The organism is Clostridioides sp. GD02367, assembly GCF_045900275.1.
Taxonomy (GTDB): Bacteria; Bacillota; Clostridia; order Peptostreptococcales; family Peptostreptococcaceae; genus Clostridioides; species Clostridioides difficile_A.
In genome coordinates this window covers 241,649-255,940 of sequence record NZ_JBJODK010000006.1, presented here as the reverse complement: position 1 = coordinate 255,940, position 14,292 = coordinate 241,649, and the positions used below count along the sequence as shown (strand labels likewise).

Genomic DNA, 14,292 nt, shown 5'->3' with positions numbered 1-14,292 from the left:
TGCAAATAATTCTCTTTTGCTCAAAACAATCACTCTTTCTCTATAATATTTTATAAAACGGTAATATATTTTTCCCCTTTTGGAACTACAGAACCTATAATTTTTGCTTCTATCGCTCCATTTAATTTCATATCTTTCACAAGTTCCTCTGCAAGTTCTTCTTTTACAGAAATTAATAATCCTCCTGATGTTTGTGGATCGTATAAAATATCTTGAACTGCTACTTCCACATCACCTACAACTTCTACATCTTTAGATACATAATGCATGTTTTTGTACATGCCAGCAGGTATAATTCCCATTTGTGCCATTTCTATTGCACCTTCAATAATTGGTACATGGTTTGATTCAATTTCAATACTTACTTCAGAAGCTTTAGCCATTTCTAAGGTATGACCAAGTAAACCAAACCCTGTTATATCTGTAACTGAATTTACATCAAATTTATCAAAACTCATTGCTGCGTATTTATTTAAATGTATCATTATTTCTACTACTTTATCTGCTATGTGTTGTTCTACCATACCTTCTTTCATAGCAGTATTTAATACACCTACTCCAATTGGTTTCGTTATAATTAACTTATCGCCAGGCTTTGCAGTAGCATTTGATAAAACTTTATCTGGATTTACAATTCCAGAAACTGAAAGACCATACTTAGGCTCCTTGTCATCTACAGTATGTCCTCCAACTAAAAGTGCTCCACTTTCTTTTACTTTATCAAATCCACCTTTTAATATTTCTGCAAGCACATCCATATCATGGCATGATGGGAAACAAACAATATTCATTGCAACCAAAGGTTTGCCTCCCATAGCATATACATCTGATAGAGAATTTGATGCGGCAATTTGTCCAAATACATACGGGTCATCTACCATTGGTGTAAAGAAATCCAAGGTCTGAATAAGTGCCATATCATCATTTAATTTATAAACAGCAGCATCATCTGCTGTATCTAATCCTACTAATAGGTTTTCTATATTATCATTTTTAGGTAATTGAGATAAAACTGATGCCAGAACCTCTGGCCCTATTTTAGCGGCTCAACCACCTGCTGTTGTCATCTCTGTAAGTTTTTTTTGTTCTTTTTTCATAAAAGTGCCTCCTTTACTAAATTTCCACATATACACACATATACATACATATTTATAATACCATATCTATAAGTAAGTTTTGTATTATATTTTAGTCTACACAAATTAAATCTTTTATATTTTCATATTTTTTATCTCCAATACCATTTACATTTTTTATGTCCTCGATTGAATTAAATTGTCCATTTTCTTCTCTATACTGTAAAATTTTATTAGCAGTAGCTTCTCCAACTCCAGGAAGAGAATCTAGTTCTTCTATTGTTGCTACATTTATATTTGTTTTTTCTTCTTTAGATGCATTTTTATTATTTTTGGTTTTAGATTCTTTTTTTAATTCGTCGTTTTGATTTGGTTCATTGGAATCATTATTACTTGTCACAGATACCATCTCCCCTATTTTAGGTATTATGTAATGTTGCTCATCTTCTAGCTTTATAGATAAATTAACTCCATTTAAATCGGCTTCACTCGTTGTTCCTCCTAATAATTCTACAGCATCATAAAGTCTCTTATCTGTTTCTATGGTTACAATACCTGGTCTATTTACTGCTCCACTTATGTATATAGTTATTTTTTTATTTTGAACACTTTTATCTATGTCTTTGACTACTTTATTGTGACCATCCTCTTCAGTTTTAATTGAGTTGTCTACATTATGTTTTTTTTCATTAAGTGAATTTTTTTTACTTACAACATAAATATCATCGTTAAAAATATTCGATTTATAAACGATTACTGAAGATAATATTAAAAAACAGAAAACAAAAAATGAAATAAACTTTACCTTTTTTTTCATATATTAACCACTCCTTTCTTTTAATTATTGACAAATATATGCTATACTAAAAGATGAATTTAAAATTTGGAGGTTCACAATGAAAAGAAATTTATCACTTTTATTAATCTGTTTATTGATATTCACTTCATTTTTAGGAAGTTCTAATATCTCTTTTGCAGATGATGAACCAGCTATAGTTGCCAAACATGCAGTTTTAATGGACTATGAAACTGGAAAAATATTATACAATAAAGATGGAGATTCCAAACTTTATCCAGCTTCAACAACTAAAGCATGGACAGCTTGCATAGTTCTAAAAAAGGTTAAAGATTTAAATCAAGTAATAGAGATTAAAAATCTACCTCAAATAGATGGTTCTAGTATGTATCTAAAAGAAGGAGAATCCTTTACTGTAAGAGAGTTACTAAATGCTCTTTTAGTTCATTCTGCTAATGATGCCGCTTTTGTATTAGCTAGATATGTGGGCGGTGGAGATGTACAAAAATTCGTTGACCTTATGAATTCTGAGGCAAAAAAAATTGGAGCTAATAATACTCACTTTAATAATCCTCATGGATTGCCTGACCCTAATCACTACACTACAGCTCATGATATGGCTCTTATAGCTAGAGAAGCCATGCATAATGATATTTTTAGACAAATTGTAAAGACTAAATCACTTAAATTTGAGGCTACAAAAGCATACCCTTATGAAAGATATTTTGTAAACACTAATAAGTTTTTGACATCACATGCTAAGATTACATATAAAGGTCAACCTATAGATATAAAATATGATATAGTTGATGGTATAAAAACTGGATTTACTGATGCTGCTGGTAAATGTCTTTTATCTAGTGCTGTAAAAGATGAAAGAAGAGTTATCTCTGCTGTATTTAACTCAACTAATGCCGATTTATATTTAGACTCACGAATCTTGATTGATTATGGATTTGATAATTTTAAGTGTGCCACTATTGTTGATAAGGAAAAATATGCTGATACTAAAAAAGTATTATTTACAAAACAGCATGAATTAGTTTATGAACCAAAAAATAGTTATAAGATATTTTTAGGAAAAAATGAATCTCAAAGTAACTATGATGTTAAAACAGAACTAAACAAAATTGATTTACCTATAAAAAAAGGAGCTAAGGTTGGTACTTTAAATATATACAATGGTAATAAGCTAGAAAATAGTATAGACCTAGTTGCAAAAAACAACCTTGACAGTAGTATTCCATTTATAACTAGTAATGATACTTTAATGACTTTAATTAAGATTGTTGCAGGAATTTTAGTACTTTTAATTTTATTTATAATAGCTTCAATCATCAAGAAGAAAAATAAAAAAAATAACAGAAAAAAATCCAAAAGAAATATGAAAAAATAGTAATTATAAGAAAAAAATTAAATCTGTTTCTTCTTATAAAATAGGTACTGTTATAGTAATATGTATTTAATTTATTTAGACAAGCTCTCAAGATTATTAAATATAAAATACTATGACAGTACCTTTAATTTAAATTTATGTATTTTTCTGTTTTTGTTTATCATTAAGTTTACATTTTGAACAATTTCCAAGACATTCATCGACCATATCTAGACATTCATTAAATGCTACCTTACTACTATTCTTATGTCTTACAATTAATATATCTTGTTTTTTAGCTTGAGACTCAACCGTTCTAGACATCTTATGTGAAACTGTTGATGTGAGTATAACAACTGCATCTGGTTTTCCTATAGAATTATTTAATTTAGAAGACATAGTCGTATATACCTTTGTCTTATAACCTTTTTTCTTGGCCATAACCATATAATCTTTTTCCATTCTTTCATGACCACCAATCACTAATAAGTTCATTAGATTTCCTCCCATTTATTTGATATTGATTTTCATTATTATTTATATTATATATAATAGTATCTTGAAATAAATTTGTCAATACTTATTGATATTAATTATCATTTTAATAATAATTTTTTTACTTATATTTATTTCCAATATTACTCTTTTTAAATTTACTACTTTTACGTATAATAAATTTTTATACAAAAAAAGCTGTAGATTTGAATGTCATCACCCAAATTTACAGCTTTTTGAAATTTAATATATTATTTTAAATTCTTTTTTATTCCTTTATTTAATATACTCTCATAGTCGATAAAGTCATAAATGTCTTCCTTAAATGCATCTGAAAACTTATGTAATTCTTCTAATGTTAAATCTTCTATTGCCTTTTTATTGTCTTCACAATATATAACGATACTTCCTACTATTCCATGTGCATCTCTAAAAGCAACATTATTTTTAACCAAGTAGTCAGCAACTTCTGTTGCATTTAAAAATCCATTCTTTACTGCTTGTTTCATTTTGTCTTCATTTACTTTTAATGTAGCTATCATTCTATCCATTATCTGTATACACATTTCAATAGTATGTACACTATCAAAAAAACCTTCTTTATCTTCTTGCATATCTTTATTATATGCTAATGGTATACCCTTCATTACTGTAAAAAGACCAAACAGATTTCCATATACTCTTCCAGTCTTTCCTCTTATAAGTTCCGCTCCATCAGGATTTTTCTTTTGAGGCATTATACTACTTCCTGTAGTATATAAATCATCTATCTCAACAAATCCAAATTCTTGAGAACTCCAAAGTATCAACTCTTCACTTAATCTACTTAAGTGCATCATTATAATTGAAAAATCACTCATTAACTCTAATAAATAATCTCTATCACTTACTCCATCCATAAAATTATCTACTACTTTTTTAAATCCTAATTGTTCACAAGTTATATTTCTATCTATATCATGTGTAGTTCCTGCCAAAGCTCCACAACCTAAAGGTGATTCATCTAATATTTCTATAGCATTTTTTATTCTTTTCTCATCTCTATCAAACATACTATAATACGCCATCAAATGATGTTTAAATGTTACTACTTGTGCTCTTTGAAGATGAGTATAACCTGGCATTATCACTGGATTTTTATCAGCAACATCTTTTATAGTTGCTTTAAATTCAGATATTAAATCTACCAAATCATTTGCCTTTTCTTTAGCATACAATCTCATATCAACTGCAACTTGGTCATTTCTACTACGTGCTGTATGAAGTTTCTTACCAACATCGCCAATTCTTTGAATTAAATTTATCTCAGTAAAACTATGTATATCTTCATATTCTCCATCTAATGCTAACTTTCCATTTTCTATATCTTCAAAGATTCCTTTTAAGCCTTCTGTTATAGTCTTTCCTTCTTCCTCTGTTAAAAGACCACATTTTACTTGCATATGAACATGTGCTATACTTCCTTCAATATCCTTTTTATACAGTACACAATCATAACCAAAAGATTTATTAAATTCTTCCATAAGTTGATTTTCCGCTTTTCTAAAGCGTCCACCCCATAATTTCATACCTTTCACCTCATATTTTAAATTTTTTTATTTTAATTATAATATTTACATCTAAGTTAAAATTAAAAAATCTCTTGGTCAAAAAGACCAAGAGACGAAATATTCCGTGTTACCACTCTAGTTGATAAACAAAGTTTACCCACTCTATTCTCTTAAGGCGAGATTACCTACTACCATACTAAATTTCAAGTAGTATTCTCCAAAGCTCTTTTCAATATAAAGTGTTATCATTAGGCTCACACCATTCCTAACTCGCTGAGATTTTCTTTATACCTACTCTCTTCTTCACTGAATCTAAGTTTTTTATGTTTTATCTATTTGTATTATAATTACTATCAATAAAATAGTCAACCTCTTTTTTCCTGTATATACATTTTTTAAGAGTTAAGTGTTTTTTTTAACTCTAAGAATTTATAAATTGCCTTTGCAACTCCACTATCTTGATTGGTATCTGTAACATAATCAGCTTCTTGTTTAATTAATTCTTCTGCATTTCCCATAGCTATTCCAAGACCAGCAAATTTTATCATCTCTATATCATTATAATTATCTCCAAATGCAATTATATCTTCTCTATCTATATTCATCTTTTCAGCTAAAAATTTAACTGCATTGCCTTTATCAACACCTTCATTCATAACTTCAATATTGTTTGGCCACGAAGAAGTTATCTTTATACCTTGAACCTTTATCAATTCTTTTCTTATATCATCTAAAATAGACGGATTTTTTTCTTCTATGATTACAAATTTTAGTATATCATTTTTTAAGATTTCTTCTCTTAAATCGTCTTTTACAATTACTTTTGTCTCATTACCTAAAAATATACTTAACTTGTCCTCACGTCCCTCTATTTTTCTTGAAAGCATGGAATCTATACTATTACACTGATAGTAAATATCATATTTGTCCAATACATCTAATATATTTAAACACGTTGTTGTGTCAATTTTATTTGAATATATTATATTTCCATTTTGCTCTCTTATCAATGAACCATTACAAGCTATTATTGGCATATCTTCTTTAAGAAAATCTACATTGCATTTAGCTGAATCGAAGGCTCTTCCTGTTGCTAAAGTTACATTAATACCACTCTCTATAACTTCTTGTAGTGCAGTTTTATTTTCATCTGTAACTTTATGATTATTTCCTAATAAAGTTCCATCCATATCTGTTACAATTAATTTATATCCCATAATCCAACTCCATAACTTTTTATTGTATACCTCTATTTCCTTAATATAATCTAAAGAATTACCCTTATTAAATTATATCATAACTTTCTACTTAAACTATTTCAATTTACAAAATTAATAACATTCATTTAACCCCTTTTAAGAGAAAAATAAATCGTTTCTTGTAGTATTTTTCTGAATATTTTCAATTTATAGTCTTATAATGCTAGAAATTTTACAATATATGATATATAATCATATTAAATAAAGTGAGCTATTATAATATTTATATTCATTTTTTACTATTATATATTTTCAAAATATTTTAAATCTAGCGACTTTTGTAACATTTATTATTGACTAAATAAGGAGTGATGAACTATGAAATTAAAAATTAACAAAGCTATTGAAATGCAGTTGAAAAAAAGTTATGCAATAGAATCTGGGCATTCAGAAGATGTATTTGAGATAGACTGTGGTGAAGGTATAAATACAGTTTCTTACTCAAATAAAGCTGTAGAAGCTTTTAATGCTTTAGAATTTGATATGATAAGAGGATACCCTCATTCAATTGCCTTAAAAGACAATATAGTTGATTATTGGAAAGACTTTATAACATTAGATATTGATAGAATCTGTTTGGCAGATGGTTCTATACATGTTATTTACCTTTTAAATAGACTATTTATTGAAAAAGGAGATAAGGTTTTAGGATATTCTCCTCAGTTCTCTGAATATGAAACAGATATAAAAATGCATGGTGCTACTTATGATTATGTTCTTTTAAAGAAAGAGGATAATTTCAAATTTAATGAAAAAGAATTTATTGAAAAAATAAATCCAGAATATAAAGTAATTTACATAGACAATCCAAATAATCCTACAGGACAAATTATACCTTTATCATCAATCGAAAATATAGTAAAAGAAGCATCTAAATATAATATCGCAGTTATGGTAGATGAAGCTTATGGTGAATACATGCCAAAAGAAAATTCAGCTGTAAAACTTCTAAATACTTATGATAATGTAATTGTCTTAAAAACATTTTCAAAAGGTTTTGGTTTAGCAGGACTAAGAGCAGGATATGCAGTTCTTCCAAAAGAACTTGTTGACCCTATTAAAAAGATTTCTACTCCTTACGAAGTATCTGAAATATCTCGTAGTATTGCAGCCAATTTACTAGATGATGTTCAATTTATAGAAGAATTAAAGGAAAAAACACAAGCTATAAAAAATCAATTATTAATTCCTTGGAAAAACCTTAATATAGCTGAAACTAATGATACTGTATCAATAATGACAGTTGAACATAAAAACAAAGACATAGATTTACAACAAGAATTTGCAAAGTTAAAAATAAGAGTTATATCTGGTAGTGACTTCACTGGACTTGATAAAAATTTTATAAGATTTAGAATGCCAGAAGAAAAGGAACTTCCTGAAGTTATAAAAGCATTCCAAATAATCGATAATATAGAGTAAATTATATAGGAGGCATATTGTTAAAATCAATATGCCCCTTTAATTTTTAAATTATTTTACTGTATTTCTGTTAATTAACTTATTAAGCTCCATTAGTATTGATGAAATCAACGCTAGACCTAGACAAATTCCTAATTGATATAGTCCAAACACTTCTGGTATAGAGAATATGCCTCTTAATACTGGTATTAGTGTTAAAGAGTAAAGTCCAAAACAAATTACAACTGCTCCTATAACATACTTATTACTAAAAAAGCCTAATTTTATTACGGTTTGATTATTAGAACGTGCAGGTAATGTCTGCATTATTCTAGCTAATATCAATGTTGAGAATGCCATAGCTACTCCAAGTTCTGGAGATACTTGTAATCCTATATACTGTGCAATAATTGTAACTACACCTATTATACAACCTCTTATAGCTACTGCCTTCAATGTCCCTCCTGCTAGTATACTTTCATCTGGATGTCTAGGAGGTTTATCCATTATATTTTTTTCTGACTTTTCAAATCCCAACGCAATTGCTGGTAAAGAGTCATTTACTAAGTTTATAAATAAAAGTTGTAAAGCTGTAAATGGATTCGACCAACCTGCAAATACTGCAAACAATATAGCTACTATAGCTCCTAAGTTTCCTGCAAATAAATAAGTAATTGCTTTTATTATATTGCTGTATACTGTTCTACCAACTTCAACAGCATTTACTATACTTGCAAAGTTATCATCAACTAGTACCATGGCAGAGGCATCTTTTGCTACATCAGTACCACTTCCCATACCTATACCTATATCTGCTTGTTTCAATGCTGGTGCATCATTTACACCATCACCAGTCATAGCAGTTATATTGTTTTTATGTTGCCACGCTTTTACTATACGAATTTTATTTTCTGGTGATACTCTGGCATACACACTTATATTTTCCAATTTTTCATATAATTCTTCTTCACTCAAAGCATCAAGTTCTTTTCCAGTAAGAGCTAAGTCCCCATCTTCCATTATACCAATTTCTTTTGCAATTGCCGCTGCTGTTGTTTTATGGTCACCAGTTATCATAACAGTTTTTATCCCAGCACTCTTTGCTTCTTTTACAGCATCCATCACTTCTTCTCTTGGTGGGTCTATCATTGCCATTATTCCAACCAATGTCATATCATGTTCATCATCAATTGAAGGTGTAAAGCCTTCTTCTGGAACATCTTTTATTGCGAAAGCTAATACTCTAAGTGCTCTATTTGAAAATTCTTCATTTTTATGCTTATATTCTTCTATTATCTCATCTGTTATATCTACTTTTGAACCATTTTTTAAAGCATATTTACATCTACTAAATACAATATCTGGTGCACCCTTTGTAAACATTATATAATCTCCATATATGCTATTTACAGTAGACATAAGCTTTCTATCTGAGTCAAATGGAATTTCATTGATTCTAACATACTTACTTCTTAATTTATCATAATCTAAATCATTTTTACTTGAATAATTTATCAATGCTACTTCTGTTGGGTCACCAACTTCTTTACCATCACTAGTTATATGAGAATCATTACAAAGTGTGGAAACCATAGTCAATAATTTAGCATGATAAGAATAGTTTACCTTTTCTTTATTTAACTCATCATTATTAGTTCCATACATGTAATAATCAACAACTGTCATTTTATTTTGCGTAAGAGTACCTGTTTTATCAGTACATATAACACTTGTTGAACCTAAAGTTTCTACTGCTGGTAATTTTCTTATTATAGCTTGTTTTTTTGCCATGCTGTTTGTTCCAACAGCTAATACGATAGTTACTATCGATGATAAAGCTTCTGGTATAGCTGCTACTGCCACTGCTACAGAGAACATGAATGAATCGAGAATTATCTGTGTCATTTCACCATTTCCAGCCATAAAGTAATTTCTTGCCACTTGAATTATAAATATTAAAAGAGCAAGTATTACAATACCTACACCAAGTTTTTTACTAAAGTCTTCTATTTTTTGTTGTAATGGTGTAAGTTTATTTTCAGCACTTTCCAAAAGGCCAGCTATTTTACCCATTTCAGTATTCATACCTGTTCCAGTTACTACAAAAGAACCTCTACCGTAAACAACTACAGCACCACTAAATACCATATTTTTCTGGTCGCCTAAGCTTACATCTTCACTTATTTGCTCTGTATGCTTTAAAACTGGCTCTGATTCTCCAGTTAACATACCTTCTACCACCTTTAGAGATTGTGCTTCTATAAGTCTTCCATCTGCTGGTATGTAATCGCCAGCTTCTAAGAATACAATATCTCCAACTACTAAATCTTTTGCTGGAATTGTCATTTTTTTATTGTCTCTTATTACTTTTGCATTTGGTGCAGATAAATTTTTTAAACTTTCTAATGAACTTTCTGCTTTTTTCGTTTGTACGACACCTAAAACTGAGTTTATGATAATAACTGCAAAAATTATTATAGACTCTACAGTTTCACCTAAAAATATTTGTACTAAAGCAGCTATTAATAGAATTATTACTAGTGGGTCTTTAAAACTTTCTAAGAAAAGCTTATACGTAGGAACTTTATCTGCTTCTTTTAATTCATTAGCTCCATTTTTTTCTAACAGCTCTTCTGCTTTTTCTTTGCTCAAACCAGATAAGCTTGAGTCTAAATTTTTAATTACTTCTTGATAAGTACTTTTGTAAGACATTTGTTGCCCTCCTCTTTAATAAATTTATTTTATGTTTGGGGGCTCTTATGTATACTTGAAATTTAAATTTTTTTAAATAAAAATTCCTTGAATAAAAAAAGACCCCAAAACAAACATACTTAATGCTTATTTTGAAGGTCTTGCTATCAAGGAATTCCTTGCTAATTAACCGAGTATTTCTACTGTCTTGACGATTAATTACCACTTTCGTGTAAGCTACTCCCCTTCGAGTAGTTATCTTAAATTGTATTTACATTATATCACCTTATGTAATTAATAGTCTAGCTTATTTTTTATTTTAACCTAAATTTAACAAACTATAATTTAATTTAAATGTAAGTATTCTTCTAAAGTCAAATCATTCATTGCAAAGTTTTTGCTATGTTCAGTTCCAACATATCTATAATGCCAAGATTCATACATATATCCAGTTATATTCTCTTTGCCTTTTGGATATCTAAGTATAAAACCATACTTATATGCATTTTCATACAACCACTTAGCTTCTTTTGTATTATTAAACTTCTGATTTGCCCAACTAGATTGGTCATTTCCTCCAATATCAAAAGCAAGTCCAGTTTGATGTTCACTTTCTCCAGGCTTAGCTGAAAATCTATTTGCCTCTTTTTCACCATGTTCTTTTGCATACGACTTAAATAATTTATCTTGATATTCATAACTTCTATATGTACTAAAAGCTTTTAAATTTAAACCTGACTTTTGAGCGTCTTTATTCATTTTATAAAAAGCATCTTTTGCTTCACTACTTTCTTGTGGAGAATATTCTTTAGGTAAGCTATACTCCTTATTTGCTACTATAATATTATTTATTGATAATACATTTACGCCCTTCCTATATTTACTTAATTCAGATGTTATGATTTTCTTTCCTGCACTAGAACTATCAATAAACATTCCTATAAAAACTATAAATAGAGCAAAAACTATGGCTATACAAGTTTTCTTTTTCATATACTACACCTCCATAATTAGTATTTGATACAGAAAAATTTCAAGACATTTTCTTTCTTAGTATAATCATACCACTAATTTATTGCAATATATTTAAAGTATTCTTACGAAATTCTTAATTTCTTCTCTATATGACTAAAAACAACAACAAATTTTTCAAAATTCTCAGGTTAATGATACATATATTGATTTTTTTTCCAAATAGTGTATAATATATCTATAGAAACTCTCAAGTACTCTTTAGTACTTTATGTTTTTATATGAAGGGAGATAGTAAAGTGACGGATAAACAAAGACTCATTATAACTATTGCACAAAGAATTTTTGACCAGAAAGGTTTTCAAAATACTTCGATACTAGATATTGTAAAAGAATGTAAAATGTCTAAAGCTACTTTTTATAAACATTTTGAAACTAAAGAAATTTTTATCTGCGAAATAATCAATTATTATGATGAAAAATTCTTGGAAATTATATATTCCATTAATGAAAATAAGGATATTCCATCATCTGAGAAGTTAAGAAGAAAGATAATTGCTGTATGGGAAAATATTTTTTCTAGAACTACTATAAACACCTATATAAGAGAAAACTTTTCTGAGGCGCAACGTAATACTACGAGTAAATTACAAAAAAAAACTCGAGCTAATTTATTGAATGAATACAAACTCAGTTTATTTGATAACTACGGGGATAAAATAGAAAACAATATATTCGATTTAGTTTTCTTATTGGATGCACTAATTCATCAGTTTACGTATATTATTCACATACAAAAAAGAGAAGTGAATGTATACTTTATTGCTGAATTCACTATACAAATTTTAGATTTAGTTGTAGAAAATATTAATAATCTAAATCCTTTAATTGAAAAATCAATGTTTTTATATGAACAAGAAGATGAAGCCTACTTTTCCATTCATAATAAATCGCTATTTTTTAAAACGATACAAGATATAGAGGAACTAATAAAAACGGATACTTCACTCCTTGAAAACCCCAAGCTACTAGAGGCAACAAAAAAATTATATATTGAGGAAAAAAATCAACAATATGATTCTTTAATCATGGATGCAATGATTACATACTTAGAAAAAGAAGACATTTTGAGACCAAAAGTACTTTTGTTGAACAGTATTAAAAATCAATTAAAAAAGGAGACGTTATAAATCATGGAAACCCAAAGTAATAACAAAAAAGGAAATTTAATAATAGCAATCGTAATGACTGGTGCTTTTATAAGCTCTCTTAGCCAGACATTATTATCAACTGCATTACCTAATATAATGTCAGATTTTAAAATTACTGCTGATGTTGGTCAGTGGTTAACAACAATTTATCTACTTATTGCAGGTATTATTGTACCTACAACAGCTTACTTGATAAATAGATTTAGTACTAGAAAATTATTCATTACATCAATGACTATATTTTCCCTAGGATGTGTCATTGCACTTTTTTCTAATAGCTTTTCAACTATGCTAGTTGCTCGTGTATTACAAGCAGTTGGTTCTGGTTCTTTAATGCCACTACTACAGGTCATTATACTCTATTTATGTCCTGTTGAAAAACGTGGTACAGCTATGAGTTTAGTTGGTATTACAGTAGGATTTGCTCCAGCTATAGGACCAACTTTATCTGGATGGTTGGTAGATTCATTTGGTTGGCATAGTTTATTTTTACTTCTTTCACCTATAGCTATATTAGATGTTATACTTTCATTTGTTCTATTGAAAAATGTTGGAGAAGCTCAAAAACTAAAATTGGATATACCTTCAATAATACTATCTTCTCTAGGATTTGGTGGTTTATTGATTGGATTTACTAATCAAGGTAATTATGGCTGGACTAATATTGCCACATATTTACCAATAATTATAGGAATTATATCATTAATATTATTTACATTACGTCAATTAAAATCTAAAGAACCATTTTTAGAGTTAAGAGTTTTCAAAAACAAACCATTCCTAATTTCTACAGTATTGATTATGATTGTGTATGCTTCAATGATGTCTGCCACATTAATGATTCCTCTATATATACAATCTGTAAGAGGTTTTTCTGCACTAGTTTCAGGTTCTTTAATGATGCCAGGTGCTATACTGATGGTTGCATTAAATCCAATTGCAGGTCGCCATTTAGATAAATATGGGCCTCAAGCTTTATCAATATTAGGAACTGGCTGTTTATTTTTAGGAACTTTGTCTTTTGCTTTTTTAGGTAAAGATACGTCTTTAATTCATGTATCATTAATGTATTGTATACGTATGATTGGCATTTCACTAGTTCTAATGCCATTAACTACTTGGGGACTTAAAACTCTGGATAGGGAACTTATATCTCATGCTACAGCAATAAATAGTACACTTAGACAAATATCTGGTGCTATAGGCTCTGCTGTACTTATTACTATAATGACATCTGCTACAAAAAAAGCTCATATGAGTTCAGCTATTCTGTCTAACATACATGGAATGGATGTTGCATTTTCAACAGCTGCTACTCTTGCATTTATTGGTTTAGTTATTTCTATATGTTTTATAAAAGAACGTCAAATTATTAGAGGCTAACAAAAAGAAGTTAATAAAAAAGGAGTTGTCACATGAACAGTTTAAGTTTGCTATGTGATAACTCCTTTTTATTTATTTTAATC

Annotated in this window: 11 protein-coding genes and 1 other annotated feature; of the genes, 4 read left to right on the top strand and 7 right to left on the bottom strand. The window is 28.7% G+C overall.

Annotation, left to right across the window (positions count from 1 at the left end):
* Positions 1 to 50 precede the first annotated feature (50 nt).
* Positions 51 to 1,097: a selenide, water dikinase SelD gene (gene selD / locus Q3223_RS10760; protein WP_079739767.1), complete on the bottom strand. Its 1,047-nt coding sequence runs from the start codon at positions 1,095 to 1,097 to the stop codon at positions 51 to 53.
* A 91-nt stretch (positions 1,098 to 1,188) separates the two neighbouring features.
* Complete coding sequence (locus Q3223_RS10755) at positions 1,189 to 1,893, bottom strand: helix-hairpin-helix domain-containing protein (RefSeq protein ID WP_223195703.1); 705 nt, start codon at positions 1,891 to 1,893, stop codon at positions 1,189 to 1,191.
* Between the two features lie 79 nt (positions 1,894 to 1,972).
* On the opposite strand from Q3223_RS10755, the gene Q3223_RS10750 reads away from it, so the two are divergent.
* Positions 1,973 to 3,268 (top strand): D-alanyl-D-alanine carboxypeptidase family protein, encoded by a 1,296-nt coding sequence (locus Q3223_RS10750; RefSeq protein WP_054271102.1) that lies wholly within the window; start codon positions 1,973 to 1,975, stop codon positions 3,266 to 3,268.
* A gap of 135 nt (positions 3,269 to 3,403) precedes the next feature.
* On the opposite strand, the gene Q3223_RS10745 is transcribed toward Q3223_RS10750, so the two are convergent.
* From Q3223_RS10745 to Q3223_RS10735, 3 genes are all read right to left on the bottom strand, one after another.
* The gene (locus Q3223_RS10745) at positions 3,404 to 3,742 is read right to left on the bottom strand and encodes a DUF2325 domain-containing protein (RefSeq protein WP_021385441.1); all 339 of its coding nucleotides are present in this window, start codon (positions 3,740 to 3,742) and stop codon (positions 3,404 to 3,406) included.
* Positions 3,743 to 3,993: 251 nt separating this feature from the next.
* Complete coding sequence (gene argH, locus Q3223_RS10740) at positions 3,994 to 5,310, bottom strand: argininosuccinate lyase (protein ID WP_054271103.1); 1,317 nt, start codon at positions 5,308 to 5,310, stop codon at positions 3,994 to 3,996.
* 87 nt (positions 5,311 to 5,397) lie between these two features.
* Positions 5,398 to 5,608, bottom strand: a binding site (T-box leader).
* Positions 5,609 to 5,687: 79 nt separating this feature from the next.
* Positions 5,688 to 6,509, bottom strand: coding sequence for a Cof-type HAD-IIB family hydrolase (locus tag Q3223_RS10735; RefSeq protein WP_219673240.1), 822 nt, complete (start codon positions 6,507 to 6,509; stop codon positions 5,688 to 5,690).
* Positions 6,510 to 6,869: 360 nt separating this feature from the next.
* Here Q3223_RS10735 and Q3223_RS10730 point away from each other — a divergent pair, with 360 nt between their 5' ends.
* A complete protein-coding gene (locus Q3223_RS10730) occupies positions 6,870 to 7,973 on the top strand; it encodes a histidinol-phosphate transaminase (protein ID WP_219673238.1) in 1,104 nt (367 codons plus the stop codon).
* A 51-nt stretch (positions 7,974 to 8,024) separates the two neighbouring features.
* Here Q3223_RS10730 and Q3223_RS10725 read toward each other — a convergent pair whose 3' ends face one another.
* Entirely contained in the window at positions 8,025 to 10,664 is a 2,640-nt protein-coding gene (locus Q3223_RS10725) for a cation-translocating P-type ATPase (RefSeq protein ID WP_054271106.1), read from the bottom strand.
* A 324-nt stretch (positions 10,665 to 10,988) separates the two neighbouring features.
* Entirely contained in the window at positions 10,989 to 11,636 is a 648-nt protein-coding gene (locus Q3223_RS10720) for a D-alanyl-D-alanine carboxypeptidase family protein (protein WP_054271107.1), read from the bottom strand.
* Positions 11,637 to 11,914: 278 nt separating this feature from the next.
* Here Q3223_RS10720 and Q3223_RS10715 point away from each other — a divergent pair, with 278 nt between their 5' ends.
* Positions 11,915 to 12,805 carry a TetR/AcrR family transcriptional regulator gene (locus tag Q3223_RS10715; RefSeq protein WP_407811951.1) on the top strand — a complete coding sequence of 297 codons (891 nt, stop codon included), beginning with the start codon at positions 11,915 to 11,917 and terminating at the stop codon, positions 12,803 to 12,805.
* 3 nt (positions 12,806 to 12,808) lie between these two features.
* Complete coding sequence (locus Q3223_RS10710; protein ID WP_074178456.1) at positions 12,809 to 14,209, top strand: MDR family MFS transporter; 1,401 nt, start codon at positions 12,809 to 12,811, stop codon at positions 14,207 to 14,209.
* Positions 14,210 to 14,292: the final 83 nt, after the last annotated feature.